The organism is Clavibacter capsici, assembly GCF_001280205.1.
Taxonomy (GTDB): domain Bacteria; phylum Actinomycetota; class Actinomycetes; order Actinomycetales; family Microbacteriaceae; genus Clavibacter; species Clavibacter capsici.
On sequence record NZ_CP012573.1, the window covers coordinates 2,530,834 to 2,557,690 of the forward strand.

The window sequence follows — 26,857 nt, forward strand, 5'->3', positions numbered from 1 at the left end:
GCGCCTACCGTCGTCCACACCGCCTGATCGCCGCACGCGCGGCCCGACGCACCCCGGCCCGACGCAGGTGCGCCGCGGCGGTTCCGATCCGACTCGCACGAGAGGCCTGCCCCCATGACCGACACCACCCGCACGATCCCCTGGGACGGAACGCTCGACCCGCGCGCCGCCGCCGCGATCGAGGCGCCCGGCGGCCTCGTCGTCGCCGCCACCAAGGTCGGCTACATCCTCATGACCACGGACGGCGCCGGCCTCGAGCGCAAGTTCGACGCGAAGCAGCGCAACCGCGACAAGCCGGGCGTGGTGCTCTGCACGAGCATCGAGCAGCTGACGCAGCTCGCGGTGCTGAACGACGAGATCCTCGCCTTCTACCAGGAGCACTGGGACGCCGACGTGCTGCTCGGCTGCATCCTCCCGTGGCGCGAGGACGCGAAGCACCTCCTCCCCGACGAGACCGCGGCGCAGCTCGCCCTGGACCGCCGAGGCACGAGCTGCTTCGTGATCCGCTTCGGCCGCCCCGCCGAGCAGCTCGCCGAGCACCTGTGGGCGAACGGGCGCCTCGCGTTCGCGAGCTCCGCGAACCCCTCCGGCCAGGGCAACCGCGGCCGCGTCGAGGGCATCGGCGAGCGCATCGAGCAGCAGGCCGACGTCATCGTGGCGGCCGACGACTACGTCGCCTCCATCCAGCCGGGCCTCGACGAGACGAGCCGGCACGAGCAGGGCGTCATGGTCTCCATGGTCGACGCGTCCGGCGGGCTCGTCCCCGAGCAGCGCGGCGAGCGATCGGTCACCCCGAGCCCCACGCTCATCCGCCGCGGCCTCGCGGTCGACTCCATCATGTCGGCGCTCGCGCGGTCCTTCCCGTCGTGGGACTACCGCCACGGCCAGTACTACTGATCCGTCCGGCGCATCGGCCGGGGAGGGCCCGCGGAGCATCGCTCCGCGGGCCCTCTCGTGCATCCGGCGGCGGATCCCGCACGCCGCGCCTTGTTTCCACATACGGGGGAATTACCGGGCATTCACGCGCCTTATGCCGCGCGCGCCTCGAGCGGAAGTCCCGGAAAGGCGATCGGCATCACCTGCCTTGGCGCGGGAATGCGCCCTGACCGGCTGACGCGCGGTATCCGCCGGGCCCCACCGACGTCGATTCCCGCGATTTCCGGGTGCGATTCTCGCAAGATGTCGGAATTGGGTCGTCGAACGGGTATCGTGGCATCGTCGCATCATCTGATGCACCCCCTGCAATGAGAGGAACAGACGTGGCTCGCAAGGTTGTCACCACGCTCGTCGACGACATCGACGGCGTCGTCATCGAAGAGGGAAAGGGCGAGACCGTCCCGTTCGCGCTCGACGGCGTGAATTACGAGATCGATCTGAGCGACGCCAACGCCGCGAAGCTGCGCGAGGCGCTGGACACCTACGTCGACCGCGCCCGCCGCGTCGGCCGCGCGTCCACCGGCCGTTCGTCCGGCACGCGCCGCTCCTCGTCGAGCGCCCCCAAGGAGGACCTCGGCGCCGCCCGCGAGTGGCTCCGCGAGCACGGCCACAAGGTCTCCGAGCGTGGCCGCATCTCGGCCGACCTGCTCGAGGAGTACCGCGCCAACAAGTAGGCGACACGACGCGCGCACGACGCGCAACACCACGAAGAGGGCCGATCCGCCACAGGATCGGCCCTCTTCGTCGTCCGGCGGGGACCCCGTAAGGAATTCCCTTGTGCCGGAATGCCGGGGCGCGAGGAGCGCGGCGCGCCGCGCGTCACGCCGCCGTCACACCCGCGTCGCGGGTCCGTCGCGATGCCGCGAGCAGTCTGGCCGGGAAGAAGGAGCACCGTGCCGAAACACCTCGCATCACCCGGGACCGCAATTCCCGCCCGCCGTCCCCGCCGCCCGATCCGCGGGCGGTTCCTCGCCTCCGCGGGTGCCGCGCTCATCGCGCTCGTCGCCGTGGTCGGCATGACCGGTCAGATCCAGTCCGCGTCCGCCGCCGTATCCCCGACCACCACGACGCAGTGCGACGACACCCCGAACGGCGGCGGCGACCAGGTCGAATGCGACGTGACGGTCGTCAACGAATTGAACGTCGCGACGCAGACCGGGTCCTCGACGGTCACCACCCGGGTGTGCGCGGGCGCCGCAGGAGCGGCCCCCCTCTGCACCACGACCGTCTCGCAGCGCGACGGCATCATCATCACCGCGGTCGACCAGTGCAACGGCGTCGCGAACGGCGGCGGCAGCAATGTGATCTGCACCGTGGACATCACCAACAACATCGTCGGCGAGAGCACCACGACGCCCGCCACGGTGAACCAGTGCATCGGCTCCGCGACCGACGGCGCGGCAGGCGGCACGGCCTGCTCGCCCGTCTCCAACACGACGGGCGCCGACGTCACCCAGTGCAACGGCTCCGGCAACGGCGGGGGCGCCGCGGGTCGCGTGACCTGCACGGTCCCGACGTCCACCGTCACCTCCGCGCTCCTCGTCACGGTCAACCAGTGCAACGGCTCCGGCAACGGCGGCGGCGCGACGGTCACCTGCAGCACGGACATCAGCAACTTCGTCACCGCGGTGGCGGAGCCGACGGCGACGCCCACGGCCGAGCCGACCGCGACCCCCACGGCGACGCCCACCGTGACGCCCACCGTGACGCCCACGGTGACTCCCACGACCGAGCCGACCGCGCCCGTGCCCACCCCCACGGCCCCGACGCCCACGCCCACGGCTCCGACGCCGACACCGACGCCCACGGCTCCGACGCCGACGCCCACAGCCCCCACGCCCACGCCGACGGCCCCGACGCCCACCGCGACGGCTCCGGTCCCGACGCCGACCGCGCCGACGCCCACGCCCACGGCTCCGATCCCGACCCCCACGGTCCCCACGCCGACGGCCACCGCGCCGACGCCGACGCCGACCGCGCCGACGCCCACCGCGACCGCCCCGACGCCCACGCCGTCGGTCGGCACGCCGACCCCGACCGCCGGCACGCCCACGCCGAGCGCCGGGACGCCCACGCCCTCGCGCACTCCCGTGACGCCCGTCGTCCCGGGCGGCACCACGCCGGGCGGCTCCCTCCCGGTCACCGGATACGACCCGACGCCCACGATCGGCTGGGGCCTCGCCGCCCTGGTCCTCGGTGCGCTGGGACTCGGGATCCACGCCCGTCGCAGGTCCGCCCAGCGGTAGCCACCCCGCTCCACCCCTGACGGATCCCCCACCGGCCGGCCGGTCGGGGATCCGTCGCGCGTGGCCCCAAAAGCACCCCCATGGTGGGCTTTCGGCGGCGAGCGGATACGGTGTGGCGACGGAGGTGCCGGATGCATCAGCAGGCGCACGGCACGACCTCCCGTCCCGCGCGCCACGCGACCGCTCCCGTCGCCTCCCGCGCGCGCCGGTCGCGCTCCCCCGGAGGACCCGCGTGATCCAGGTCGACGTGCTCGGCGGCTTCCGCATCGCCGGCCTCGGGACCGATCCGGCATCCGCCTCGCCCGGCCGCGATCCCGGCGGTGCCGCCCTCTCGGACGGCACCCGGCGCCTCATCGCCGCGCTCGCCATCCGCACCCGCCCCGCCGATCGCGGCACGCTCGCGTCCCAGCTCTGGCCCGACGCGCTCGACGGCCGGGCGCAGTCCAGCCTCCGATCGGCCATCGCCCGCCTCGGCGACGGCGGCCGAGAGATCGTCGACAGCGCCTCCAGCGGGCTCATGCTGCACGAGGCCGTCGCGGTGGACCTGCGGACGGCCCGCGCCACCGCGGCCCGTCTGCTCGACCAGAGGAGGTCGGAGCCGGACGACGCGGACATCGCGCCGGACGCCGTCGAGCTCTTCAGCCAGAACCTCCTGCCCGACTGGTTCGACGCCTGGCTGGAGCCCGCGGCCGAGGAGTGGCGCCACCTGCGGGTCAACGCGCTCGAGGCCCAGTCCGAGGCGCTCCTCCTCCGCGGGCGCCTGCACGAGGCGGCGTCGGCCGCCCGCCGCGCGATCGACGTGGATCCCCTCCGCGAGACCGCCCAGCGTCGCCTCATCGCCGTGCACGTGGCCGCCGGGAACCAGTCGGACGCCCTGCGCGCCTACGCCATGTACCGCACGCGCCTCGACCGCGAGGTGGGCCTGGAGCCGACCGCGCTGCTCACCGACCTCGTGTCCGGCCTCCGGCCCCGCCCCGGCTCCCCCACCGGGCGCGCCAGGAGCTGACGGCGGGGCGTCGGCCCGCCCCGTCCGACGCGCCGGCACGCCCGCGTCAGGCGTCCATGCGCACGCCCGCGAGCCGCTCCCACAGGAACGCGTGGATCAGCGACTGCAGCCGCGCCGTCGCCGGGTTGTCCGCGGATCCGCCGTGACCGCCGGCCGTGTTCTCGAAGTACCAGGCGTCCTCGACGCCGGTCTCGTGCAGCAGCGCGACCATCTTCCGCGCCTGCACCGGGCCCACCCGGTCGTCGCTCGTGGCCGCGTAGACGAGCGTCGGCGGGTACGCGACCCCCGCGCGGACGTTGTGGTACGGCGAGAAGGTCCGGATGAAGTCCCAGTCCGACGGCACGTCCGGATCCCCGTACTCCGCGATCCACGACGCCCCCGCCGACAGCCGCGTGTACCGCCGCATGTCGAGCAGCGGCACGCCGCAGACCACGGCGCCGAAGAGCTCCGGGTAGGTCGTGAGCATGTTGCCGACCAGCAGGCCGCCGTTGCTGCGGCCCTCGCAGCCGAGGCGGGCGGGCACCGTCACGCCCCGCGTCACGAGGTCGCGCGCGACGGCGGCGAAGTCCTCGTACGCCCGGTGCCGGTCCTGACGCAGCGCCGCCCGGTGCCACGCCGGTCCGTACTCGCCGCCGCCGCGGATGTTGGCGAGCACGTACACGCCGCCGCGCGCCAGCCAGCCGCGCCCCCGGACGCCGCTGTACGAGGGGAGCAGGCTGTTCTCGAAGCCGCCGTAGCCCGAGAGCAGCGTCGGCGCGGATCCGTCGAGCGGCAGGTCGCGCGGCCCCACCTGGAAGTAGGGCACGCGCGTGCCGTCGTCGGAGACGGCGAAGTGCTGCTGGACCTCGAGCCCCCGGGCGTCGAAGGACGCCGGCTGCTCCTTGACGGGCCGCGGCGCGCCCTCCCCCACGGTCCCGTGCAGGAGCGTCGGCGGCGTGAGGAACCCGGTCACCGCGAGCCAGTACTCGTCGGTCTCGCGGTCGGTCGCGACGACGGTGACGGACGCGAGCGGCGTGCCCACGCGCACGTCCTCCTCGTGCCACCCGGCGGGGCCGGCGGCGGTGGGCGGCGTGAGCACGCGGATCCGGCTGGCCACGTCCTCGAGCAGCGTCAGCACCAGGTGCCCCGCCGTCCACGTCCAGTCCTCGAGGCTGCGCGACGAGGTCGGCGCGAACAGCACGGCGAGCTCACGCGATCCGGCGAGGAAGTCGTCGAGCCGCGCCGCCAGCAGCGAGCCGCCCGCGTGCACGACGCCGCCGATCTCCGTGTCGGTGCGCGGGCGCAGCACGAGCCACTCGCGGTGCAGGTCGACGTCCACGTCCTCCGGCACCTCGATGGGAACCGTGCCCGCGTCCGTCAGCAGGAGCGTGCGCGACGTGAAGAAGTCGGGCACCTCGCGCACGACGTCGCGCTCGAAGCCGGGCGTCGGGTCGTGCGTGACGTGGACGAGCATGTCCGTCGCGGCGACGGCGTGCACCTCGGGTGCGTCCGCCAGCGCCTGGCCGCGGCTCCAGCGCCGCGCGGTCCGCGCGTACGAGCTCTCGGTGAGGCTGCCCGGTCCGAAGTCGGTGCCCACGAACACCGTGTCGCGGTCGATCCACGACACCATGGTCTTCGCGACCGGCACCTCGAAGCCGCCCTCGACGAAGCGGCCGGTGCCGAGGTCGAGCTCGCGGACCGCCACCGCGTCGCCGCCGTCGGGCGAGAGCGACACGAGCGCCCGGTCGCGCTCGGGCGACAGCAGCTGCGCGCGCGAGAACTGCCACGGGATCCCCTCGGCCGCCCCCAGCGCGTCGAGGTCGAGCAGCACCTCCCATTCCGGCGCGGGCGCCTCGTACTCGTCGAGGGTCGTCCGGCGCCACAGGCCCTGCACGTGCTCGGCGTCGCGCCAGAGGTTGTAGAGGTGCTCGCCGTGCCGCGTCACGTACGGGATCCGCTCGTCCGACTCCAGCACCTCGAGCAGCTCGTGCGTGAGCCCGGCGCGCGACCCCTCCGGCGAGCGCCCCAGCGTCCGCTCGTTCTGCGACCGCACCCACGCGAGGGCGCGGTCGCCGTGGATCTCCTCCAGCCAGAGGAACGGGTCGTCGGGGGTCGAGGTGTCGCGAGCGTCGTCGGTCATCCCCTCAGCCTAGGGAGGGTCCGTCGCCGCCTGGCCGCCAGCGGGGAGGCAGGACGGTCAGGCGGCGGGCGCGAGGAACTCGTCCCAGCCCGGTGCGGGCCGCTCCATCCCGCTGACGACCCAGCCGCTGCCCTGCGGAGCCCGCGGCGACGTGCGGAGCGTCCACCCCATCTCCTCGGGCGTGCGGTCGCTCTTGCGGTTGTTGCACGACAGGCAGCAGGCCACGAGGTTCTCCCACGTGTCCTTCCCACCGCGCGACCGCGGGAGCACGTGGTCGATGGTCGTCGCGTTCCGTGCGCAGTACGCGCACCGGCCCCCGTCCCGCCGGAGGACGCCGCGGCGCGAGACCGGCACCCGGCGCGCGTGCGGGATCCGCACGTACCGCGTGAGGAGGATCACGGACGGACGCCCCCAGGCACCGCCGCTCCCGAGGATCGGGTGCTCCTCGTCCTGGGCGAGCATGGTGGCCTTGCCGCTCAGCACGAGCACCAGGGCCCGCTTGAACGACACGACGGCGAGCGGCTCGAAGCCCGCGTTGAGTACCAGTGTGCGCACGACATCCCTCTCAGACCGGCCTGGACGGCTTCCAGGCATCCGAACGAGTCGTCCCCGCCCCCGGGAACACGCGAAGGCACCGCCGAGGGAACGGCGATGCCTTCTAGGAGAGCGGGTGACCGCTCGGGTGGACCAGGTGGATGCCCACCCGGGGATGGTGCCGATGGCCGTGCCGCACGTGCGCATCCATGGTGCGGATGTCGCGTGCGGTGGTCATGGGGGCTCCCGGGCGGGTCGAGGGACGTCTCACCGCACAGGGTAGCCCAGCGACCCCGGTTTGTCCCGGGGGATGAGCGAGGGCCGGCGGCGCATCCGAGGATGCGTGCCGCCGGCCCGTCGCGGGTCGTGCAGGTGCCCGTGTCAGCCGAGGAGGCGGACGAAGTGCACGTTGGTGCTCCAGATCGGGCGCTCCTTGACGTGGTCGCCGGGCTTCGGCGCGTCGATGAAGATGCCGTTGCCGGTGTAGATGCCGTCGTGGCTGAAGTCGTTCCACACCACGATGTCGCCGGGGCGCGCGTCCTCGCGGGAGACGACGGTGCCGGCGTTGTGCTGCGCGCGCACCGAGTGCGGCAGGTTGAGGCCGAACTGGGCGAAGACGTACTTGACGAGGCCCGAGCAGTCGAAGCCGGCGGGGGTCTCGCCGCCGAAGACGTAGGGGACGCCGAGGTACTGCCGCGCGACGGCGGAGACGCCGCTGGCGGAGGTGCCCTGGTAGATCGGGTTCTGCGCGAGCTGGTCGGCGGATTCGCCCGTGTAGCTCGTGGCCGAGGACGCGAGCTGCGTGCGGCGCTGCTCGGCGAGCGCGGCCCGCGCGGCGGCGGCCTTCTGCGCGCTGAGCTCGGCGACGGAGGTGGCCGTGAAGCCCTCCTCCTCGACCGGGGCGGACGACGCGTTGTCGGCCGTGACGACCTGCGCGTTCGCGGCCGAGTAGTCCTGGAGCGAGACGCCCTCGGCGCTCGTGGTGTGCTCGAGCTGCGAGCCCGCCGCGTAGGCGGGGATGGCCATGACGCCCACGAGGCCGGTGACGAAGGTCATGACGACCGCGTTGGCGGCCTTCGTGCGGCGCGAGCGGCCGACGGGGGCCGGGGTCAGGCGAGGAGCGGGGGCCTGGAGCGTGCGGGTCGCGGAGTCGCGACGGGGGCGGAAGGCCGCGGCGCTCTCGGCGGCGCGGAGCTCGCGACGAGTGGGCAGGCGATCCATCCCGGGTGCGGGCGGTCGGGTCGGGTCGGACGGGTTCCCGACGGAACCGCTGATGTCACCATGGGCCAAGTTGTCAACCTCCTGCGTCTCGACGCCGGACATGCTGGCGCCCCGTCCCTCCAAGGTCGTCGAGGGGTACACACGCAGGGGACGGGTGTCGAGACGCCCTGCATCGAGCCCGGAACCTCTGTGGTGGTCGGTCGGGCCTGTTCGAGAGTAAGGGACGGGCACCCGTTTGTCATCCTGAGGGACCATATTTCTAACGAATCCATAACGGCAGACGTCATCCTCGGGACGGATGCGGGACAGAACCCCCGGTGGGAACGGTGAGCCGGAGGCGTGTGCCCATTCCGGGGGTGGTCCTGTGGATCCGCCGACCGCGTCGACCGACGCGCGCCGCCGTCAGCGCTCGATGAAGATGTGGCCCGCGACCTCGAGCGGCAGCTCCAGCCCGGGCCCCGCGCCGTCCACGCGGACGAGCACGTACGCGCCCTCGCGCGAGAAGGATCCGGTCGCACCGGGCAGCACGCCGGCCTGCTTGAGCTGCGAGAGGAGCTCGGGGTCGAACTGCACGGGCTCGCCCAGGCGGCGGATCACGCCGCGAGCGGGAGCGTCCTCCGTGGTGCCGAGCGACGCCTCGACGATGCTCACCACGCCCGCCATGAAAGCGACGGCGGGCGAGTCGCCCAGCTCGTCGAGCCCCGGGATCGGGTTGCCGTACGGGGACTCCGTCGGGTGGCCGAGCAGGTCGAGGATCTTGCGCTCCACCTGCTCGCTCATCACGTGCTCCCAGCGGCAGGCCTCGTCGTGGACGAACTCCCACTCGAGGCCGATCACGTCGCTGAGCAGGCGCTCGGCCAGGCGGTGCTTGCGCATCACGTGCACGGCCTTGCTGCGGCCCTCCGGGGTGAGCTCGAGGTGCCGGTCGCCGCTGACGATGACGAGGCCGTCGCGCTCCATGCGGGCGACGGTCTGCGAGACCGTGGGCCCGGAGTGCCCGAGGCGCTCGGAGATGCGCGCGCGCAGCGGCACGATGGCCTCCTCCTCGAGGTCGAGGATGGTGCGGAGGTACATCTCCGTCGTGTCCACGAGATCAGTCATCGGGCCTCCCTTGCGCCAGCCGACAGCCTACTTCCCCGGGTGCGGGATGACCGGCGCGAGATGGGTGGCGGGCCCGGGGCGGCCGGAGGCGGTCCCCTACCATTGCCGCATGCCGACCACGAAGATCCCCACCGAACTGCTGCCCCTCGACGGACGATTCGGCTGCGGGCCGTCCAAGGTGCGTCAGGCGCAGCTCGACCACCTCGCGCTCGCGGGCGCGCAGATCCTCGGCACGTCCCACCGCCAGGCGCCCGTCAAGGAGATGGTGGGCCGCGTGCGCGCCGGGCTGTCCCGGCTCTTCCGCCTCCCCGACGGCTACGAGGTCGTGCTGGGCAACGGCGGGTCCACCGCGTTCTGGGACGCCGCGGCCTTCTCCCTCATCGAGCGCCGCAGCCAGAACCTCGTCTTCGGCGAGTTCGGCGGCAAGTTCGCGAAGGCCGCCGCGGCGCCCTTCCTCGAGGCGCCGGACGTGATCCGCGCCGAGCCCGGCAGCCGCGCCACCGCGAGCCCCGTCGAGGGCGTCGACGTCTACGCGTGGCCGCACAACGAGACCTCCACGGGGGTCATGGCGCCCGTCACCCGCGTGCACGGTGACGCGGGCGCGCTGACGGTCGTCGACGCCACGAGCGCGGCCGGCGGCATCGACTTCGAGGCGACCGAGGCCGACGTCTACTACTTCGCGCCGCAGAAGAACCTCGCGAGCGACGGCGGCGTCTGGCTCGCCCTCTTCTCCCCCGCCGCCCTCGAGCGGGTCGATCGCATCGCGGCGTCCGGCCGGTGGATCCCCGAGTTCCTCAGCCTCAAGAACGCCGTGGACAACTCGCGGCTGGACCAGACGCTGAACACCCCGGCGCTCGCGACGCTCCTCATGCTCGAGGACCAGCTCGACTGGATCGAGCGCGCCGGCGGCCTCGCCTGGGCGGACGCCCGCACGCGCGAGTCGTCCTCCGTCCTCTACGAGTGGGCGGAGCGGGTGGGGTACGCGCGGCCCTTCGTGACGGATCCGGCGCACCGCTCGCAGGTGGTGGTGACGATGGACTTCGACGAGTCGATCGACGCGGCCGCCATCGCCAGGACCCTCCGCGCGAACGGCGTCGTCGACACGGAGCCCTATCGGAAGCTCGGGCGCAACCAGCTGCGCGTCGCCACCTTCACGGCCATCGAGCCGGACGACGTGCGGGCGCTCGTGCGCTGCATCGAGTTCGTGGTGGAGCAGGGCGCGGGCTGACGCCCCCCCCCCGGAGACGACGACGGCGGCGGTCCCCTCGGGGGCCGCCGCCGTCGTCATGCGGTGCGCGGGTCAGCGATCGGCGCCGTCGAAGCTCGTGTCGTCGTCGTCGTCGTCGTCATCGTCGTCGTCGTCCTCGGACGGCGCGGCCTCGAAGTCGACGCCGTCGAGGACGTCGTCCGCGTCCTCCGCGGGGTCGTCCTCGTCGTCATCGTCGTCGTCGTGGTCGGACTCCGCCGCGATCCGCTCCGCCTCCTGATCGGCCTCGATGCCGGCCAGCCGATCGGACCAGGGCAGCCACTCCGGCGAGAGCAGGGCGCCCTCGCCCGGCATGAGCTCGGCCTCGAGCACGGTCGGGGCGGCGTCGTCGACACGGGCCAGCGTCACCGTCCAGAACCAGCCGGGGTAGCCCGCCATGGTGTTCGCGAACAGGAGCGACAGCAGGCGGTCGCCCTCCACGATCGACCCGGCGGGCTCGCCGACCGTGTCGGCCGGCGTGATCTCGAGCAGCGCCGCGCGCGCCAGGTCCACGGCCGCGAGCAGCTCGATATCGGGGACGGCGGGCTCGACATCGGCGGTCGCGTCCGGAGCGGTCGCGTCGTCCACGGTCGTCGGCTCCGCGCCGCTCCCGTCCGTCGTCGTCACGTCGTCATCGTGATCAGGCATCGAGCTCCTCCGCGACCCGGCGCAGCAGCGCCGCGATCTTCCGGCTGTGGGCGTCGTCCGGGTACCGGCCGCGCTTGAGGTTGGCGCCGATCCCGTCGAGCACCTTCACGAGGTCCTCGACGATGACGGCCATGTCGTCGGCGGGCTTGCGGGACATGCGGACGAGGGAAGGCGGGGCGTCGAGGATCCGCGCCGAGAGCGCCTGTGCGCCGCGCTTCCCGTCGGCGATGCCGAACTCGAGCCGGGTGCCGGCCTTCACGCCGGCGACGCCCGAGGGCAGGGCCGACGCGTGCAGGAAGACCTCCTGGCCGTCGTCCGAGCTGATGAACCCGAACCCCTTGTCCTCGTCGTAGAACTTCACCTTGCCGGTGGGCATGCGATCCTCTTCCCTCGCCCCGGGAGGGGCTCGATGTGCTGGTGGGCGGTCCAGTCTATTCGCCGGGACCCCGCGCGCCCGGGGGCGGCGTCGTGGGCCGTCGCGCCGGACGTCCCGTGCGACGCGCCCGGGCGCGTGCCACGGCGTAGTCTGGGCGGATGGCATCCGAGACCGCACCGAGCGAGGGACGGGCCGAGCGCATCCTCGCGTACATGCTCGCCGGGATCCTGCTGGTCGCCGTGCTGAGCATCCTCGCGATCCTGCTGGCGCCCCTCGTCGCGGTCGACGCGTCGCAGTACAGCACCCCGCTCTGGCAGGTCATCCTGCTCCTCCCGGCCGTCGGCATCCCGATCGCCGCGCTCCTCTTCATCGCGATCCTGGTCATCAGCGTCCGTCGCCGTCGCCGCATGGACGGCACGTCCCGCTAGCGGGACGACCATGACCGACGCCATCGTGCTCGCGTCCCGCCTGCGCGCACTGGACGACGGGTCGCTCGCCGCCCTCGTGCGCGACCGCGGCGTCGACGCCGCCCGGGTGGCCGACCTGTTCGACCTGGCGGACGCCGTCCTCGCAGCGGATGCGGTGGCCCGGGCCCTCGAGCAGCTCGACCGCACGGCCCTGGCCGTGCTCGCCGTCGCCGCGGCGGAGGGCGCCACGGTGGGCCGGATCCCGCTCGAGGCCGTCCGCGACGCCGTCGCCCGCCGGTCGGGCGAGGATCCGCGCGACCCGGACGAGCTCGCCGACGCCGCAGCGCGGGCGGCGGCCACGCTGCTCGCCGACCTCGACGCGGGCGGGATCACCACGCACCCCGAGGTCGCCACCGCCCTGGCGACATGGCCCGCGGACGGGCGGCCCGGGACCGACGAGCTCGCCCGCCTGGATCCCCCGCTCCCCTCGCCGCCGTGCCCCGCGTCGACCCGGACGAGGTCGACGGGCGCGCGGGCGAGAGCGCCTTCCGCTCCGTGGTCGCCGTCGCCGCCCTCCTCGACGAGCTCGCACGGGAGCCCGCCCGCGAGCTGAGCCGCGGCGGCATGTCCCTCCCCGACGCACGCCGACTCGCGGCCGCGCTCGGCGCCGACCTCGACGACGTGCCGGTCGTCCTCGCCATCGCCGCCCGCGCCGGCCTCGTCGCGCAGGCCGGCCGCACGTGGTCCGTCGCGGCCGGGGCCGCCGCCTGGTCCGCACGTCCGACAGCCGAACGCTGGGAGGCGCTGGCCGCCTCGTGGCTGGACGCGCTCGCGCCCGCCACCCGCGGGATCCTCGCCGAGCGCGCCGACGCCTCCTGGGGCGCCGGCCTCCTCGAGGGCGTCCTCTGGCGCTTCCCCGGCGGATCCACGTGGATCGGCGAGCGCGTGACCCTCTTCACACGGGACGCGGGCCTCCTCGGCATCACCACGGGCGACGTCCCGAGCTCCGCCGGCCGCGCGCTCCTCACCGTCGGCGCCGACGCGGCGGCCGCCGCCCTCGCGCCGCACCTCCCGGCCGAGGTCGACCGGGTCTACCTCCAGCACGACCTGTCGGTCGTCTCGCCCGGCCCGCTGGATCCCGCCGTCGAGTCGCGCCTCCTCGCCGTCGCGGACCCCGAGGGCCGGGGCCTCGCCGCGAGCTACCGCATCTCGGCCGCATCCGTCTCGCGCGCCCTCGCGGCGGGCCACACGGTCGACGGCATCCGCTCCTTCCTCGCCGGCATCTCGCTGACGGGCGTCCCACAGCCGCTCGACTACCTGCTCACGGAGACCGGGACGCGCTTCGGGCGACTCCGCATCCGCCCGGCCGTACCCGCCGGGTCCACGCCGGACGCGCGGACCGCCGTCGTCTCCGAGGACGCGCCGCTCCTCGCCACCCTGCTGGTCGACCGCGACCTGGCTCCCCTGCGGCTCGTGCGCGCCGGCGACGGCGTGCTGGTGTCGCCCGCATCGCCCGACGCCGTCGAACGCGCCCTCGCGGCCGCGCGCCTCGGACCGGTCCGCGAGGACGCCGAGGGACGCCGCGTCGCCCCCGCTCCCCGGACGCACTCGGCGCCCGACCCCGCCCGGGATCCCGAGCCGGACGCCGCGGAGGCGCTCGTCGCCCGCGTCCGTGCCGCCGACGGGCCCGACGACGGCGCCGCATGGACGGCTCGCCAGCTCGAGGTCGCGATCCGCGCCAAGGCCGCTCTCCGCGTCCGCGTCCGCATGCCCGACGGCCGCGAGGTGGACCACGTCCTCGAGCCCGCCAGCGTGTCCGGCGGCCGCCTGCGCGCCCGCGATCGCGTGGCCGACGTCGAGCGCACCCTCCCCCTGTCGAGCATCGTCTCCCTCTCCCCCGGGCCGACGGCCGGGTGAGCGCGCCTAGGCTGGCGGGCATGTCCGACGGCCCCCTCATCGTCCAGAGCGACCGCACCGTCCTCCTCGAGGTGGCCCACGCGGACGCCGAGGACGCCCGGCACGACCTCGCCGTCTTCGCCGAGCTGGAGCGGGCGCCGGAGCACATCCACACGTACCGGATCACCCGGCTCGGCCTCTGGAACGCGCGGGCCGCCGGCCACACGGCCGCGGACATGCTGGCGACGCTCGAGCGCTACTCCCGCTTCCCCGTCCCGCAGTCCGTCACGGCGGACGTCACCGACACCGTGGGCCGCTACGGCCGCCTCGTCATCGGACGCGACGACGAGGGCGAGCTGCGGATCTCGAGCACCGAGTCCGCCGTCCTCTCCGAGGTCGCGAGCTCGCGCCGCATCGCACCCCTGCTGACCGAGCGCGTCGACGCCTCCACGTACCGGGTGCAGGCGTGGGCGCGCGGCCAGCTCAAGCAGGAGCTGGTGAAGATCGGATGGCCCGCCGAGGACCTCGCCGGCTACACCCCGGGCACGCCGCACGACATGGACCTCACGCAGGACGGCTGGACCCTGCGCGACTACCAGGCGGACGCGGTCGAGCACTTCCTCGACGGCGGATCCGGCGTGGTCGTCCTCCCCTGCGGCGCCGGCAAGACGCTCGTCGGCGCCGCCGCGATGGCGCGCGCCAAGACGACGACGCTGATCCTCGTGACCAACACGGTCTCCGCCCGCCAGTGGCGCACCGAGCTGCTGAAGCGCACCACGCTCACGGAGGACGAGATCGGCGAGTACTCGGGCCAGTCCCGGGAGGTCAAGCCCGTCACCATCGCGACCTACCAGATCCTCACGGCCAAGAGGAAGGGCGAGTACGCCCACCTGGCGCTCCTCGACGCGCTCGACTGGGGCCTCGTCGTCTACGACGAGGTACACCTGCTGCCCGCTCCGGTCTTCAAGCTGACGGCCGACCTGCAGGCCCGCCGCCGCCTCGGCCTCACCGCCACGCTCGTGCGGGAGGACGGCCGCGAGGGCGACGTCTTCAGCCTCATCGGGCCGAAGCGGTTCGACGCGCCGTGGAAGGAGATCGAGGCCCAGGGCTTCATCTCCCCCGCGGAGTGCTTCGAGGTGCGCATCGACCTGCCCGACGACGAGCGCCTCGTCTACGCCGCCGCTGCCGACGACGAGCGCTACCGCCTCGCCGCGACCGCGCCCGCGAAGCTCGACGTGACGCGCGCGCTGGTCGAACGGCACCGCGGCGAGAGCATCCTCGTGATCGGCCAGTACCTGGAGCAGATCGACGAGCTCTCCGAGGCGCTGGGCGCCCCGAAGCTCACGGGCGCCACGCCCGTCGCCGAGCGCGAGCGGCTGTACCAGGCGTTCCGCGACGGCACGGAGCGCGTGCTCGTGGTGAGCAAGGTCGCGAACTTCTCGGTCGACCTGCCGGACGCGACCGTCGCGATCCAGGTGTCCGGCTCGTTCGGGTCGCGCCAGGAGGAGGCCCAGCGCCTCGGCCGCCTGCTCCGCCCGGAGGCGTCCGGCCTGTCGGCGAGCTTCTACACGCTCGTCTCCCGCGACACCGTCGACCAGGACTTCGCGCAGAACCGCCAGCGGTTCCTCGCCGAGCAGGGGTACGCGTACACGATCCTCGACGCCGCCGGCATCGCCGCCTGATCCCCGGATCGGTCGTCCCGAGAGCCGGTCACACGCGTCCAGGCGGCTCCCAGCGAGCGCGCAGATACTTCATCCCATGAGCGATGGCCCGAAGATCCTTATCGTCGATGACGAGCCCAACATCCGCGACCTGCTGACCACGAGCCTCCGGTTCGCCGGGTTCGCGGTCCGTGCCGTCGGCAACGGCGCCCAGGCCATCTCGGCCGTCCTCGAGGAGGAGCCCGACCTCATCATCCTCGACGTGATGCTTCCCGACATGAACGGCTTCGGCGTCACCAAGCGCCTCCGCGCCGCCGGGTACACCGCGCCGATCCTCTTCCTCACCGCGAAGGACGACACCGAGGACAAGATCACGGGCCTCACGGTCGGCGGCGACGACTACGTCACGAAGCCGTTCAGCCTCGACGAGATCGTGGCCCGCATCAAGGCCATCCTCCGCCGCACGATGCACGCGGACGAGGACGCGATCATCCGCGCGGGCGAGCTCACCATGGACCAGGACACGCACGAGGTCCTCGTCGGCGAGGAGCCGATCGAGCTGAGCCCCACGGAGTTCAAGCTCCTCCGCTACCTCATGCTCAACCCGAACCGCGTGCTCTCGAAGGCGCAGATCCTCGACCACGTGTGGGAGTACGACTTCAACGGCGACGCGGGCATCGTCGAGTCGTACATCTCCTACCTCCGCCGCAAGCTCGACCAGCACTCCTCCGAGCCCGTCATCCAGACCAAGCGCGGCTTCGGCTACATGCTCAAGGCCGCCAAGTCCTGATCCCCCGGGCGCGAGCCCGCACCGCCTGATCGGCCGGACGCCCGCTGGGCGCCCGGCCGATCCCACATCCGGCGTCGCCTATCCTCATGGGACACGGTCACCATGACGGAACACGAGGTGCGGCCAGTGCACGACTACGTCTCGGAGAAGTGGAACAACGTCTCCCTGCGCACCAAGATCACGGGCGTCACGGTCCTCCTCCTGCTCCTCGGCCTCCTCGTCTCCGGCGCGGGCACCATGTACCTGCTGCGGCAGCAGATGGTGACGCAGCTCGACGGCCAGCTCTCCATCGCCATCAACCAGCTCCCCAAGGTCCTCGACACGGACCCGTCGCAGCCGGACACCTTCACGGCGGCGGACGTCGAGGGCGCGAACCCGCAGTGGTTCGTGGTCCTCCTCGACGCGGACGGCGACGTCATCGCGGACAACTGGACGGGCGACGCCGCCAAGCACCCGCGCGTCTTCGGCCTCGACCTCGCCCGGGCGTCGCAGCTCAACGACCAGATCGTCGGGTTCTCCGACAACTCCGGGAAGAACAGCTGGCACGGCATCGTCCGCGTCTCGCAGAACACCGGGCCGAACTCGAACGAGTACTCCACCCTCGTGGTCGCGCGGCCGCTCGAGGAGGTCGACGCCCTCGTCGCGACGTACATCGTGATCTTCGCGAGCTTCGGCCTCGCCGTGGTCGTGCTCGGCGCCGCCGTCACGCGCATGCTCGTGACCAGCACGTTCGGTCCGCTCCGCGAGGTGGAGCGCACCGCGGCCGCCATCGCCGGCGGCGACTTCAGCCAGCGGCTCGGAGGCGCGACCCCGAACACCGAGGTCGGGCGGCTCAACCGCTCCCTCAACATGATGCTCAGCCGCATCGACCGCGCCTTCGCCGACCGCGCGAAGACCATCGACCAGATGCGCCGCTTCGTCGGCGACGCCAGCCACGAGCTGCGCACGCCCCTGGTGTCCGTCCGCGGGTACGCCGAGCTGTACCGGATGGGCGCGCTGCAGACGCCCGAGGACGTCTCGCAGGCCATGGAGCGCATCGAGAAGGAGGCCATCCGGATGGGCGGCCTCGTCGAGGACCTGCTGGAGCTCGCGCGCCTCGACGAGACCAAGCCGCTGCAGCTCGCGCCCGTGGACCTCTACCCCATCGCGCGCGACGCGGCCCTCGACGCGATGGCGTCCTCGCAGACGCGCACCGTGACCGCGCTGCCGCCCGTCCTCGTGAACCCCGTCGGGCCGGTCCTCGACGCCGACGGCCTCGAGCCGACGCAGGAGATGTCGCCGGAGTCGCTGCGGAGCACGGGCACCGCTTCCGGGAGCGATGTGACGGGACCGATCGCGTTCGCGGGCGCGACCCTCTCCCGGTTCCGCTCCCGCCGTTCGCGACGCCCGGGCGACACGGCCACGGATGCGCTCGCCCCGCTGCGCGCGGGCGACGGCGACGCCCCTGCGGTCGCGGAGGGCGTCGCGATGGTCTCGGCGGAGGAGAACAAGATCCGCCAGGTCGTGACGAACCTCATCGGGAACGCCGTGCGCTTCACACCCGCGGGCAGCCCCATCGAGCTCGCCACCGTCGTGGACGAGACCGCGCGCGAGGCGCGCATCGAGGTCCGCGACCACGGCGACGGCGTGCCCCCGCAGATCCGGGAGAAGATCTTCCAGCGCTTCTGGCGCGCCGACACCTCGCGCACCCGCGAGACCGGCGGCAGCGGCCTGGGCCTCGCCATCGTGTCCGCCATCGTCGCCGCCCACCGCGGCCGCGTCGACGTCGTGGAGACCGAGGGCGGCGGCGCGACCTTCCGCGTGATCCTCCCCCTCCTCCCCAGCCCCGAGGCCTCCGCCCGCTCCACGCCCCCGACCCCGGCAGCGCCCGCGTCCTGAGCCCGGCCTAGTCTCCGCTCGTCCCACGACGAGAAGGAGGAGACGCATGACGAGGTACCAGGTGGACAGCGAGGCCGTCCTGTCGGCCACGGCCGCCGTGCAGGGCAGCATCGGCCGCATCCAGGCGGAGGTGGCGGGCCTCCACGGCCAGCTCGCCGACCTGCAGGGGTCGTGGTCCGGCAGCGCCGCCACGGCGTTCCAGGGCGTCGTCGCCGAGTGGAAGGGCACGCAGCAGCGCGTGGAGGAGGCGCTGGCGAGCATCAACCAGGCGCTGAGCGCCGCCGCCCGGCAGTACGCGGAGGTGGAGGAGGGCAACGCCCGCATGTTCGCGCACTAGGCCAGGCGCCCCTCCGGCCCACGCGGTCGGGGAGGCGCGAGCACGACGAAGCGGGCGGCCCCGGTGAGGGACCGCCCGCTTCGTCGTACAGGTCGTACTGGTCATGCAGGTGGGCGGGAGCGCTGGCGCTCCCGCCCGGTCGGACTAGAAGTCCATGCCACCCGTGGGGTCGCCGGCCGGGGCCGGGTTCTTCTCGGGCTTGTCGGCGACGACCGCCTCGGTCGTGAGGAACAGACCGGCGATGGACGCGGCGTTCAGCAGCGCCGAGCGCGTGACCTTCACCGGGTCGTTGATGCCCGCGGCCAGCATGTCGACGTACTCACCCGTGGCGGCGTTGAGGCCGTGACCCGAGGGGAGGTTGCGGACGCGCTCGGCGACGACACCGGGCTCGAGGCCCGCGTTGATCGCGATCTGCTTGAGCGGGGCGTCGACCGCGACGCGGACGATGTTCGCGCCGGTGGCCTCGTCGCCCTCGAGCTGGAGCTTCTCGAACGCGAGCTTGCCGGCCTGGATGAGGGCGACGCCACCACCGGCGACGATGCCCTCCTCGACGGCGGCCTTCGCGTTGCGGACGGCGTCCTCGATGCGGTGCTTGCGCTCCTTGAGCTCCACCTCGGTCGCGGCGCCGGCCTTGATGACGGCGACGCCGCCGGCCAGCTTCGCGAGGCGCTCCTGGAGCTTCTCGCGGTCGTAGTCGCTGTCCGTGTTGCCGATCTCGTTGCGGATCTGCTGCACGCGGGCCGCGATCTCGGTGGCGTCTCCGCCGCCCTCGACGATCGTGGTCTCGTCCTTGGTGATGACGACCTTGCGGGCCGTGCCGAGCAGGTCGAGGGTGACGTTCTCGAGCTTGAGGCCGACCTCCTCGGCGATGACCTGACCACCGGTGAGGATGGCGATGTCCTGCAGCTGCGCCTTGCGGCGGTCGCCGAAGCCGGGGGCCTTCACGGCGACCGACTTGAAGATGCCGCGGATCTTGTTGACGACGAGCGTGGCCAGGGCCTCGCCGTCGACGTCCTCCGCGATGATGAGGAGCTGCTTGCCCGACTGGATGACCTTGTCGACGATCGGCAGCAGGTCCTTGATGTTCGAGATCTTCGAGTTGACGATCAGGATGTACGCGTCCTCGAACACGGCCTCCTGGCGCTCGGGGTCGGTCACGAAGTACTGCGACAGGTAGCCCTTGTCGAAGCGCATGCCCTCGGTGAGCTCGAGCTCGGTGCCGAAGGTGTTCGACTCCTCGACGGTGACGACGCCCTCCTTGCCGACCTTGTCGATCGCCTCGGCGATGATGGCGCCGATGGTGGAGTCGCCGGCGGAGATGGACGCGGTGGCGGCGATCTCCTCCTTGGTCTCGATCTCCTTCGCGGCGGACTTGAGCTCCTCCGTGACGGCCGCGACGGCCTTCTCGATGCCGCGCTTGAGGCTGATGGGGTCGGCGCCCGCGGCGACGTTGCGGAGGCCCTCGCGGACCAGCGCCTGCGCGAGGACGGTCGCGGTGGTCGTGCCGTCACCGGCGACGTCGTCGGTCTTCTTGGCGACCTCCTTGACGAGCTCCGCGCCGATCTTCTCGAACGGGTCGTCGAGCTCGATCTCCTTGGCGATGGACACGCCGTCGTTCGTGATGGTGGGGGCGCCCCACTTCTTCTCCAGGACGACGTTGCGGCCACGCGGGCCGAGGGTCACGCGGACCGCGTCGGCCAGGATGTTCAGGCCGCGCTCGAGGCCGCGGCGGGCTTCTTCGTCAAAAGCGATGATCTTAGCCATGTGTATCTCTCGTCCCTCCCGGACGTCAGGAAAAAGGCAGTCGTCTAGCACTCCCCGTGAGGGAGTGCCAGGGACGATTCTGGCACTCGCCCTACGGGAGTGCAAGCGAGCCGCTCACAGCCCCGAGCATCCCGGCGTGGACGTCACGACGCCGCCGCCCTCCCGGGCGACGGCGTCGTGGTGATGCCCCCTAGGCCAGCGTGACGTTCTCGGCCTGCAGGCCCTTGGAGCCCTGGCCGATCTCGAAGGCCACGCGCTGCCCCTCCTCCAGGACCTTGTACCCGGACATCTCGATCGCCGAGTAGTGGACGAAGACGTCCTGCTGGGCCGGTCCGCCCTCGACGGGGTCGACGGTGATGAAACCGAACCCCTTCTCCCCGTTGAACCACTTCACGGTTCCGTTGGCCATGTGCTTCTCCATGTGCGACTGCGCGGTGTCGGGAGCGCGGTGCCGCCACCCCCGGGTCGACCGCGGGACCCTGCATCGACCCCGCGCCACGCCCTCGGGAACTCACAGCGTTCAGCACCTGGTACGCGACGGGCGTGCGACCAGGCAGCACGATATCCAGGGAGGGGGATCCGCGGTCCGGTTCCTCCACGTACGCCCTACGGAGACTCCGGGCTAGCCGCGCGCCGCGTAGTCGGAGCCGAGCACCGCCGTGAGCCGCGGCGCGGTCGCGGCGGACGTGCCCTCCGCCGGACGGAACTGGTCGGACTGCTGCACGTCGCCCACGCCCAGCGCCGCGGCGAGCCCGCGTGCGGCGCCCTCGTCCGCGTCGTCGTAGTAGTAGACCGTCGTGGTGGTGATGTCCGACGTGCTGGCGTTCGCGCGCGACCCGACCTTCCAGCCCGCCTTGTCGAGCACGGTGGAGGCCCGGGCCGAGAGGCCGGAGGTCTTCGTGCCGTTGAGGACGGTCACGACCATGCCGGGGACGGTCGTCGGTGCCGCGGTGGGCACCTCGGCAGGAGTCGCCTCCGCGGAGGAGGAGTCGCTCGGGATGATGTCGGTGAACGAGACCCGGTCGTCGATGACGAAGAGGCCGACGACGCCGAGCCCGACGAGGAGGCCCGTGGCGAGGGCGGCCCAGGCGAAGACGCGGAGGCGGTGGTGCCGGGGACGCGGCGCACGGTGGGCGCCCACGCGGCTCAGGTCGCCGGGGACCTCGTCGAAGCGGTCGGGAGCGTGGGAGGGCATGGCGGGTCTCGTGTCTCCTCGGTGGGGCGCGGGGTCAGCGCGCGGACGGACGGTGCGCGAGACCGGCGGGCAGGGCGCGGGCGGCGCGGGCCGCGGCGCGCGTCTCGCGGAGGCGCAGGAGGCGCCCCACGAGCAGGGGGTCGTAGGCGAGCGCCTCGCGCGTCTCGAGCAGGGCGCCGAGCAGCTGGTAGTAGCGGGTGGCGGAGAGGCCGAAGGCCTGGCGGATCGCCTCCTCCTTCGCGCCGGCGTGACGCGTCCAGTCGCGCTCGAAGTCGAGGACGGCGCGGGCGCGGTCGTCGAGCGGGGCGGTCGCGGGGTGGGTCTCGCGCTGGTCCACGGCGTCCTCCTTCCCCGACATCCCCCACATACTAGGTGCGCCTCCCTGGGCGCACCGCGCACGCGGACGGGGTGTCCCCTCCCGTCCCGGGCGGCCCCGGCGGCAGCCGCCCTCTCCCGTGCGCCCGGCCGTGTCTTCCCCGTATGGAGGAATCCGCGGAGCGTCACGTCGGTTGACCAGGGAGGCGCGCTGGGACGCCGCCCCTAGGATCGACCAGCGAGAAAGGACCCGCACCATGGCCTACGAGATCGAGAAGACCGACGACCAGTGGCGTCAGGAGCTCTCCCCCGAGGAGTACGCGGTGCTGCGCCAGCAGGCCACCGAGCGCCCCTGGACCGGTGAGCTGCTGGACGAGGACCGCACGGGCGTGTACGGCTGCAAGGCCTGCGGCGCCGAGCTGTTCACGAGCGACACGAAGTTCGACTCCCACTGCGGGTGGCCGAGCTTCTACGCGCCGAAGGAGAGCGACGCGGTCAAGCTCTACACGGACACCAGCCTCGGGATGAAGCGCGTGGAGGTCGTCTGCGCCCGCTGCGGATCCCACCTCGGGCACGTCTTCGACGACGCGCCGCAGACCCCCACCGGCGACCGGTTCTGCATGAACTCGGTCTCCATGTCGTTCCGCACCGCGGAGTGACCGACGTGCCGCGGCATCGGGCGGGCGGCGACGCCGACCCGTCCGGGCCCGGCACCCCCGGACCCGTGCTCCAGGCGCTGCGCGGCCGGCGCTCGCGGTCGTCCGTGGGCGAGGCCGCGCCCGCGCACGAGGACCTCGTGCCCCTCGTGGAGGCCGCCTCCCGGCTCGCCGACCACGGCGGCCTGCGGCCGTGGCGGGTCATCGAGATCCGCGGCGACGCCCGCGACCGTCTCGGCGCCGCCATGGACGAGGCGGCGGGAGACCCCGGATCCGGCAAGCACCGCAAGAAGACCCACCGGGCGAGCCTGCTCGTCGCCGTCGTCGCGTGCGTCGCACCGAGCCGCAAGGTCCCGGACTGGGAGCAGGAGGCGGTCGCCGCGGGCGTCGCCCATGCGCTCACGCTGCTGCTCGAGGAGCAGGGCTGGGGCGTCTTCTGGCGCACCGGATCCCTCACCCGCAGCGACGCGGTGCGCAGGATGCACGGGCTCGGCGACGGGGAGGAGCTCCTCGGCTGGCTCTACGTCGGCGACGTGGAGCCGGACGGGAAGGGCCCCCGCTCGACCGTCGACGGCGAGCGGATGATCACGGTCCTGGACTGATCCGTCGGCTCCCGTATTCGGAGCCGGCCACGGGACTCGAACCCGTAACCGCCGCATTACAAGTGCGGTGCGCTACCAATTGCGCCAGGCCGGCCGACGGCCCTCGCGGGCCGTCGATCCATCATAGGAGCCGCGCTACGGAGCGGCGGTCGGCGTCTCGGACGGCACCGGAGTCGGCGTCGGCGTCGCGTCCTGACCCGCGGCCTGGAGCACGAACGCCGCGAACGCCTTCGCGTCGTCGGGCTGGCCCGTGTACTGGCGGTCGCCCACGACGATGACGGGGGCGCCCACGACCTTCGCCACGTTGGAGTCGGGGATCTTGCCGTCGAGGACGCGATCGGTCGCGGAGTTCACCCACGACTGGAAGCGCTGCTCGGACACGCACTTCGCGACGTCGGGGGACGCGGCCCCCGCCTGCGAGGCGAGCTCGACGAGGCGGTCGTCGCTCAGGCCGGTGCTCTGCTCGGCCGGCTGCTCCGCGAAGAGCGCCGAGTTGAACGCCCAGAAGTCGTCGGGCGAGGAGTCCGCCACGCAGGCGGCGGCGTTGGCCGCGCGCATGGAGTAAGCCTGCGACTTGCTCGTGAGGATGGCGACGGGGTGGATCTCGACGGTGGCCGCGCCGGACTGCAGCCAGCCCTCCATCTGCGCGCCGTTGGTGTCCTGGAACTCCTTGCACGCGGTGCAGAGGTAGTCGACGTAGACGCGGATGTGCGCGACGCCGGCGGACGGGGATGCCGCGGGGACGGGCTCCTGCTCGGGCTCGAGCGCCTGCGTGGGGGCGGCGGCGAGGTCCTTGCCGATGAGGATCCCGTCGCTCGCCATGTTCTGCGGGCCGGGGCCCGCGGGCCGCGCGCCCTGCATGACGACGAGGCCCACCACGACGACCACGGCGACGAGGGCGACCGCGATGCCGCCGCGGACGAGGCCGCGCGCCGCGACGTCGCGACGTCGCTGCTTCATGCGGTTGAGCCGGGCCTTCTCGCGCGCCGCCTCCCGGCGTCGACGATGACCGCCGTGCTGTTCGTGCGCGGGCGGCGTGCTGCTCATGGATCCTCGCTCCGGGGATGGGATGTCGGGCGCGGGCGGGCTCCCGCACGACCTCAGGACTCTAGGCGGCCAGTCTGGGAAAGCGGTGACGCGGCCGGGTCGAGAAGGTCGTCCCGCCGACGATACAGGTCCGGGCCGCCTCGTCCCCAGGTGAGGAATAGCCGCCGATCCGCATCATGGCGCGCTTCCCGCTCCCCTGCCCCCGTGCAATACTCATCGGGTGGTCGTCGTCGCCCACAGCGATGAGCCATGAGCATCACATCCATCACAACGGATCGTCGGGCACGTACCTGCCCGTGAAGGAGAACACCGAAATGGCATCAGTTACTTTCGACAAGGCCACGCGCCTGTACCCGGGCTCCACCCGCCCGGCCGTCGACCAGATCGACCTCGAGGTCGCGGACGGCGAGTTCCTCGTCCTCGTCGGCCCGTCCGGCTGCGGCAAGTCGACCACCCTCCGCATGCTCGCGGGCCTCGAGGAGGTCAACGACGGCAACATCTTCATCGGCGACCGCAACGTCACGGACGTGCCGCCGAAGGACCGCGACATCGCGATGGTGTTCCAGAACTACGCGCTCTACCCGCACATGACGGTGGCCGAGAACATGGGCTTCGCGCTCAAGATCGCGGGCGTCGGCAAGGACGAGCGCGCCACCCGCGTCCTCGAGGCCGCCAAGCTCCTCGACCTCGAGCCCTACCTCAGCCGCAAGCCCAAGGCCCTCTCCGGCGGCCAGCGCCAGCGCGTCGCCATGGGGCGCGCCATCGTGCGCCAGCCGCAGGTGTTCCTCATGGACGAGCCGCTGTCGAACCTCGACGCCAAGCTCCGCGTCCAGACCCGCACGCAGATCGCGTCGCTCCAGCGCCGCCTCGGCGTCACCACGGTCTACGTCACGCACGACCAGACCGAGGCGCTCACGATGGGCGACCGCATCGCGGTCCTCAAGGACGGCGTCCTGCAGCAGGTCGGCACGCCCCGCGACCTCTACGAGAAGCCGCAGAACGTGTTCGTGGCCGGCTTCATCGGCTCGCCCGCGATGAACCTCTTCACCGCGAACGTCGTCGACGGCGGCGTGCAGTTCGGCTCCGCCGTGGTGCCGGTCGAGCGCGACGTGCTCTCGCACGCCACGGGCGGCTCGGTCACCATCGGCGTCCGCCCCGAGGACGTCGTGGTCTCCACGACGCAGGGCCAGGGCCTCTCGGTCACGGTGGACCTCGTCGAGGAGCTCGGCGCGGACGGCTACCTCTACGGCCACACCGACATCGAGGGCAAGCGCACCGACCTCGTCGCGCGCGTCGACGGCCGCCTGCACCCCAACGCCGGCGACACCGTCTTCATCACGCCGCAGCCCGGCCACCTCCACGCGTTCGACGCCGAGAGCGGACTCCGCCTCAACGCGCCCGTCGCCGCGAGCTGATCGATCCGGTCCACCACCGCTGCCGCGGTCCCCTCGCTCCCCTCGCCGGGAGCGCCGGGGGCCGCGGCAGCGGCGTTTCCGCGGTCGGGTAGGGTCGCAGCATGGCCGGATCCCTGAACATCACCTCGGCGACGGTCGATCCCGCGCTCCTCGACCTGCCCTGGCAGCTGCCGCTCGACGAGTGGCCCTCCTCGGCCATCGCGACGCTCCCCAAGGGCATCTCGCGGCACCTCGTGAGGTTCGCGAACCTCTCCGGCTACGTCATCGCCATCAAGGAGACGACGGACGAGATGGCGCGCGGCGAGTACGACATGCTGCGGACGCTGCAGCGCCTCGAGATCCCGTGCGTGGAGCCGGTCGCGGTCATCACGAACCGCACGGACGAGGACGGCGATCCGCTGAAGTCGGTGCTCGTCACCCGGCACCTCAAGTTCTCGCTCCCCTACCGCGCGCTGTTCTCGCAGCAGCTGCGACCGGACACCGCGACCCGCCTCGTCGACGCCCTCGCGGTGCTGCTCGTGCGGCTGCACATGATCGGCTTCTTCTGGGGCGACGTCTCGCTGTCGAACACGCTCTTCCGCCGCGACGCCGGCGCCTTCGCCGCGTACCTGGTGGACGCCGAGACCGGCAAGCTCTTCAACGGCGGCCTCTCCAACGGGCAGCGCGAGAACGATCTCGAGATCGCCCGCGTCAACATCGCCGGCGAGCTCATGGACCTCGAGGCCGGCGGCCGCATCGAGGAGGGGCTCGACCCGCTCGAGACCAGCACGCGGATCGTCGCCCAGTACCGCACGCTCTGGAAGGAGCTCACGGGTCGCGAGGAGTTCCCGACGTCGGAGCGCTGGCGCATCAACGAGCGCGTCGACCGGCTCAACGACCTCGGCTTCGACATCGAGGAGCTCGCGATCCGGACGACCGCGGAGGGCTCGCAGGTGCGGATCCAGCCCAAGGTCGTGGACGCCGGCCACCACCAGCGCCGGCTGCTGCGCCTCACGGGCGTGGACGCGCAGGAGAACCAGGCACGCCGCCTGCTCAACGACCTCGACTCGTACACCGCGACCTTCGACAAGCAGGACCTCGACGAGGAGATGGTGGCGCACGAGTGGCTCGCGCGCGTGTTCGAACCGGTCGTGCGCGCGATCCCGCGGGACCTCCGCGGCAAGCTGGAGCCCGCCGAGGTGTTCCACCAGCTGCTCGAGCACCGCTGGTACATGTCGCAGAAGCTGAGCCGGGACATCCCGCTCGCCGAGGCCGTGACCGCGTACGTGCAGGACATCCTCCGCCACCGCCGCGACGAGGCGACCGTCATCGACCCGCCGACGGAGTCGATCGGCGTCATCGAGGACGAGTCGGACGTGCCGATCACCGAGGCCGAGGCCGCGGAGGACTGGCGCACCAAGGTCTGAACCTCCGGCGCATGATGCCGCACGACGACGAGCCGGGACCCTCGCGGGTCCCGGC

General features: G+C 72.8%; 27 protein-coding genes and 1 tRNA gene. 16 read left to right on the top strand and 12 right to left on the bottom strand.

The features are described from left to right. The first annotated feature begins 114 nt into the window (after window positions 1-114). The 4 genes from AES38_RS11830 (at window position 115) to AES38_RS11845 (ending at window position 4,188) form a co-directional block, all read left to right on the top strand. Entirely contained in the window at window positions 115-897 is a 783-nt protein-coding gene (locus AES38_RS11830) for an L-threonylcarbamoyladenylate synthase (RefSeq protein ID WP_053775151.1), read from the top strand. Between the two features lie 362 nt (window positions 898-1,259). Beyond that, the gene (locus tag AES38_RS11835; protein WP_043673582.1) at window positions 1,260-1,610 is read left to right on the top strand and encodes a histone-like nucleoid-structuring protein Lsr2; all 351 of its coding nucleotides are present in this window, start codon (window positions 1,260-1,262) and stop codon (window positions 1,608-1,610) included. 219 nt (window positions 1,611-1,829) lie between these two features. Further along, the gene (locus AES38_RS16085) at window positions 1,830-3,182 is read left to right on the top strand and encodes a hypothetical protein (protein ID WP_053775152.1); all 1,353 of its coding nucleotides are present in this window, start codon (window positions 1,830-1,832) and stop codon (window positions 3,180-3,182) included. A gap of 232 nt (window positions 3,183-3,414) precedes the next feature. Further along, on the top strand, window positions 3,415-4,188 hold the full coding sequence (locus AES38_RS11845) for an AfsR/SARP family transcriptional regulator (RefSeq protein ID WP_053775153.1): 774 nt from the start codon (window positions 3,415-3,417) through the stop codon (window positions 4,186-4,188). Window positions 4,189-4,234: 46 nt separating this feature from the next. On the opposite strand, the gene AES38_RS11850 is transcribed toward AES38_RS11845, so the two are convergent. The 4 genes from AES38_RS11850 to AES38_RS11865 all read right to left on the bottom strand — a co-directional run bounded on the left by AES38_RS11850 (window position 4,235) and on the right by AES38_RS11865 (window position 9,163). Continuing rightward, window positions 4,235-6,307: a prolyl oligopeptidase family serine peptidase gene (locus AES38_RS11850; RefSeq protein WP_053775154.1), complete on the bottom strand. Its 2,073-nt coding sequence runs from the start codon at window positions 6,305-6,307 to the stop codon at window positions 4,235-4,237. 57 nt (window positions 6,308-6,364) lie between these two features. Continuing rightward, window positions 6,365-6,862 carry an HNH endonuclease gene (locus tag AES38_RS11855; RefSeq protein WP_053775155.1) on the bottom strand — a complete coding sequence of 166 codons (498 nt, stop codon included), beginning with the start codon at window positions 6,860-6,862 and terminating at the stop codon, window positions 6,365-6,367. A 360-nt stretch (window positions 6,863-7,222) separates the two neighbouring features. Next, complete coding sequence (locus tag AES38_RS11860) at window positions 7,223-8,062, bottom strand: C40 family peptidase (RefSeq protein WP_244629169.1); 840 nt, start codon at window positions 8,060-8,062, stop codon at window positions 7,223-7,225. Window positions 8,063-8,464: 402 nt separating this feature from the next. After that, on the bottom strand, window positions 8,465-9,163 hold the full coding sequence (locus tag AES38_RS11865) for an iron-dependent transcriptional repressor DtxR (protein ID WP_012039156.1): 699 nt from the start codon (window positions 9,161-9,163) through the stop codon (window positions 8,465-8,467). A gap of 109 nt (window positions 9,164-9,272) precedes the next feature. Here AES38_RS11865 and serC point away from each other — a divergent pair, with 109 nt between their 5' ends. After that, window positions 9,273-10,391, top strand: a complete 1,119-nt coding sequence (serC, locus tag AES38_RS11870; protein WP_053775157.1) for a phosphoserine transaminase — start codon at window positions 9,273-9,275, stop codon at window positions 10,389-10,391. A 72-nt stretch (window positions 10,392-10,463) separates the two neighbouring features. Here serC and AES38_RS11875 read toward each other — a convergent pair whose 3' ends face one another. Further along, window positions 10,464-11,057, bottom strand: a complete 594-nt coding sequence (locus AES38_RS11875) for a DUF3027 domain-containing protein (RefSeq protein WP_053775158.1) — start codon at window positions 11,055-11,057, stop codon at window positions 10,464-10,466. Continuing rightward, on the bottom strand, window positions 11,050-11,433 hold the full coding sequence (locus AES38_RS11880) for a cold-shock protein (RefSeq protein ID WP_043673558.1): 384 nt from the start codon (window positions 11,431-11,433) through the stop codon (window positions 11,050-11,052). The genes AES38_RS11875 and AES38_RS11880 overlap by 8 nt, the downstream gene beginning before the upstream one ends. Before the next feature lie 158 nt (window positions 11,434-11,591). Here AES38_RS11880 and AES38_RS11885 point away from each other — a divergent pair, with 158 nt between their 5' ends. The 7 genes from AES38_RS11885 to AES38_RS11910 all read left to right on the top strand — a co-directional run bounded on the left by AES38_RS11885 (window position 11,592) and on the right by AES38_RS11910 (window position 18,402). After that, window positions 11,592-11,861 carry a hypothetical protein gene (locus AES38_RS11885; RefSeq protein WP_053775159.1) on the top strand — a complete coding sequence of 90 codons (270 nt, stop codon included), beginning with the start codon at window positions 11,592-11,594 and terminating at the stop codon, window positions 11,859-11,861. Between the two features lie 10 nt (window positions 11,862-11,871). Further along, a complete protein-coding gene (locus tag AES38_RS16370; protein WP_256998898.1) occupies window positions 11,872-12,453 on the top strand; it encodes a hypothetical protein in 582 nt (193 codons plus the stop codon). Further along, window positions 12,336-13,757: a helicase-associated domain-containing protein gene (locus AES38_RS11890; protein ID WP_256998815.1), complete on the top strand. Its 1,422-nt coding sequence runs from the start codon at window positions 12,336-12,338 to the stop codon at window positions 13,755-13,757. The genes AES38_RS16370 and AES38_RS11890 overlap by 118 nt, the downstream gene beginning before the upstream one ends. Window positions 13,758-13,777: 20 nt before the next feature. Then, complete coding sequence (locus AES38_RS11895; RefSeq protein ID WP_043673547.1) at window positions 13,778-15,418, top strand: DNA repair helicase XPB; 1,641 nt, start codon at window positions 13,778-13,780, stop codon at window positions 15,416-15,418. 76 nt (window positions 15,419-15,494) lie between these two features. Further along, on the top strand, window positions 15,495-16,187 hold the full coding sequence (locus AES38_RS11900; RefSeq protein WP_012039163.1) for a response regulator transcription factor: 693 nt from the start codon (window positions 15,495-15,497) through the stop codon (window positions 16,185-16,187). 117 nt (window positions 16,188-16,304) lie between these two features. Continuing rightward, entirely contained in the window at window positions 16,305-18,065 is a 1,761-nt protein-coding gene (locus AES38_RS11905) for a sensor histidine kinase (RefSeq protein WP_053775160.1), read from the top strand. 46 nt (window positions 18,066-18,111) lie between these two features. Beyond that, complete coding sequence (locus AES38_RS11910; protein ID WP_043586029.1) at window positions 18,112-18,402, top strand: WXG100 family type VII secretion target; 291 nt, start codon at window positions 18,112-18,114, stop codon at window positions 18,400-18,402. A 144-nt stretch (window positions 18,403-18,546) separates the two neighbouring features. On the opposite strand, the gene groL is transcribed toward AES38_RS11910, so the two are convergent. The 4 genes from groL to AES38_RS11930 all read right to left on the bottom strand — a co-directional run bounded on the left by groL (window position 18,547) and on the right by AES38_RS11930 (window position 21,719). Continuing rightward, the gene (gene groL, locus AES38_RS11915; RefSeq protein WP_053775161.1) at window positions 18,547-20,166 is read right to left on the bottom strand and encodes a chaperonin GroEL; all 1,620 of its coding nucleotides are present in this window, start codon (window positions 20,164-20,166) and stop codon (window positions 18,547-18,549) included. A 190-nt stretch (window positions 20,167-20,356) separates the two neighbouring features. Continuing rightward, window positions 20,357-20,575: a cold-shock protein gene (locus AES38_RS11920; protein ID WP_053775162.1), complete on the bottom strand. Its 219-nt coding sequence runs from the start codon at window positions 20,573-20,575 to the stop codon at window positions 20,357-20,359. Window positions 20,576-20,788: 213 nt separating this feature from the next. After that, on the bottom strand, window positions 20,789-21,361 hold the full coding sequence (locus AES38_RS11925; protein ID WP_053775163.1) for a LytR C-terminal domain-containing protein: 573 nt from the start codon (window positions 21,359-21,361) through the stop codon (window positions 20,789-20,791). A 34-nt stretch (window positions 21,362-21,395) separates the two neighbouring features. After that, entirely contained in the window at window positions 21,396-21,719 is a 324-nt protein-coding gene (locus AES38_RS11930; protein ID WP_053775800.1) for a DUF3263 domain-containing protein, read from the bottom strand. Window positions 21,720-21,933: 214 nt separating this feature from the next. On the opposite strand from AES38_RS11930, the gene msrB reads away from it, so the two are divergent. Further along, on the top strand, window positions 21,934-22,335 hold the full coding sequence (gene msrB, locus AES38_RS11935; RefSeq protein ID WP_043673531.1) for a peptide-methionine (R)-S-oxide reductase MsrB: 402 nt from the start codon (window positions 21,934-21,936) through the stop codon (window positions 22,333-22,335). Window positions 22,336-22,340: 5 nt separating this feature from the next. Next, entirely contained in the window at window positions 22,341-22,934 is a 594-nt protein-coding gene (locus AES38_RS11940) for a nitroreductase family protein (protein WP_053775801.1), read from the top strand. Between the two features lie 21 nt (window positions 22,935-22,955). On the opposite strand, the gene AES38_RS11945 is transcribed toward AES38_RS11940, so the two are convergent. Continuing rightward, window positions 22,956-23,028, bottom strand: a tRNA-Thr gene (locus AES38_RS11945). A 41-nt stretch (window positions 23,029-23,069) separates the two neighbouring features. After that, on the bottom strand, window positions 23,070-23,981 hold the full coding sequence (locus AES38_RS11950; RefSeq protein WP_053775164.1) for a DsbA family protein: 912 nt from the start codon (window positions 23,979-23,981) through the stop codon (window positions 23,070-23,072). A 314-nt stretch (window positions 23,982-24,295) separates the two neighbouring features. Between AES38_RS11950 and AES38_RS11955 the strand changes: the two genes are divergently transcribed. Both AES38_RS11955 and AES38_RS11960 read left to right on the top strand, forming a co-directional pair. Next, a complete protein-coding gene (locus AES38_RS11955) occupies window positions 24,296-25,396 on the top strand; it encodes an ABC transporter ATP-binding protein (protein WP_053775165.1) in 1,101 nt (366 codons plus the stop codon). Between the two features lie 101 nt (window positions 25,397-25,497). Beyond that, window positions 25,498-26,802: a DUF4032 domain-containing protein gene (locus AES38_RS11960; RefSeq protein WP_053775166.1), complete on the top strand. Its 1,305-nt coding sequence runs from the start codon at window positions 25,498-25,500 to the stop codon at window positions 26,800-26,802. Window positions 26,803-26,857: the final 55 nt, after the last annotated feature.

What these genes read in the sequence shown, in the direction of transcription:
- AES38_RS11830 (WP_053775151.1), top strand. Translation starts at nt 115, where the DNA reads ATGACCGACACCACCCGCACGATCCCCTGGGACGGAACGCTCGACCCG.
- AES38_RS11850 (WP_053775154.1), bottom strand. Translation starts at nt 6,307, where the DNA reads ATGACCGACGACGCTCGCGACACCTCGACCCCCGACGACCCGTTCCTC.
- AES38_RS11860 (WP_244629169.1), bottom strand. Translation starts at nt 8,062, where the DNA reads ATGGATCGCCTGCCCACTCGTCGCGAGCTCCGCGCCGCCGAGAGCGCC.
- AES38_RS11865 (WP_012039156.1), bottom strand. Translation starts at nt 9,163, where the DNA reads ATGACTGATCTCGTGGACACGACGGAGATGTACCTCCGCACCATCCTC.
- serC (WP_053775157.1), top strand. Translation starts at nt 9,273, where the DNA reads ATGCCGACCACGAAGATCCCCACCGAACTGCTGCCCCTCGACGGACGA.
- AES38_RS11875 (WP_053775158.1), bottom strand. Translation starts at nt 11,057, where the DNA reads ATGCCTGATCACGATGACGACGTGACGACGACGGACGGGAGCGGCGCG.
- AES38_RS11880 (WP_043673558.1), bottom strand. Translation starts at nt 11,433, where the DNA reads ATGCCCACCGGCAAGGTGAAGTTCTACGACGAGGACAAGGGGTTCGGG.
- AES38_RS11885 (WP_053775159.1), top strand. Translation starts at nt 11,592, where the DNA reads ATGGCATCCGAGACCGCACCGAGCGAGGGACGGGCCGAGCGCATCCTC.
- AES38_RS16370 (WP_256998898.1), top strand. Translation starts at nt 11,872, where the DNA reads ATGACCGACGCCATCGTGCTCGCGTCCCGCCTGCGCGCACTGGACGAC.
- AES38_RS11895 (WP_043673547.1), top strand. Translation starts at nt 13,778, where the DNA reads ATGTCCGACGGCCCCCTCATCGTCCAGAGCGACCGCACCGTCCTCCTC.
- AES38_RS11900 (WP_012039163.1), top strand. Translation starts at nt 15,495, where the DNA reads ATGAGCGATGGCCCGAAGATCCTTATCGTCGATGACGAGCCCAACATC.
- AES38_RS11910 (WP_043586029.1), top strand. Translation starts at nt 18,112, where the DNA reads ATGACGAGGTACCAGGTGGACAGCGAGGCCGTCCTGTCGGCCACGGCC.
- groL (WP_053775161.1), bottom strand. Translation starts at nt 20,166, where the DNA reads ATGGCTAAGATCATCGCTTTTGACGAAGAAGCCCGCCGCGGCCTCGAG.
- AES38_RS11920 (WP_053775162.1), bottom strand. Translation starts at nt 20,575, where the DNA reads ATGGCCAACGGAACCGTGAAGTGGTTCAACGGGGAGAAGGGGTTCGGT.
- AES38_RS11925 (WP_053775163.1), bottom strand. Translation starts at nt 21,361, where the DNA reads ATGCCCTCCCACGCTCCCGACCGCTTCGACGAGGTCCCCGGCGACCTG.
- AES38_RS11930 (WP_053775800.1), bottom strand. Translation starts at nt 21,719, where the DNA reads ATGTCGGGGAAGGAGGACGCCGTGGACCAGCGCGAGACCCACCCCGCG.
- msrB (WP_043673531.1), top strand. Translation starts at nt 21,934, where the DNA reads ATGGCCTACGAGATCGAGAAGACCGACGACCAGTGGCGTCAGGAGCTC.
- AES38_RS11950 (WP_053775164.1), bottom strand. Translation starts at nt 23,981, where the DNA reads ATGAGCAGCACGCCGCCCGCGCACGAACAGCACGGCGGTCATCGTCGA.
- AES38_RS11955 (WP_053775165.1), top strand. Translation starts at nt 24,296, where the DNA reads ATGGCATCAGTTACTTTCGACAAGGCCACGCGCCTGTACCCGGGCTCC.
- AES38_RS11960 (WP_053775166.1), top strand. Translation starts at nt 25,498, where the DNA reads ATGGCCGGATCCCTGAACATCACCTCGGCGACGGTCGATCCCGCGCTC.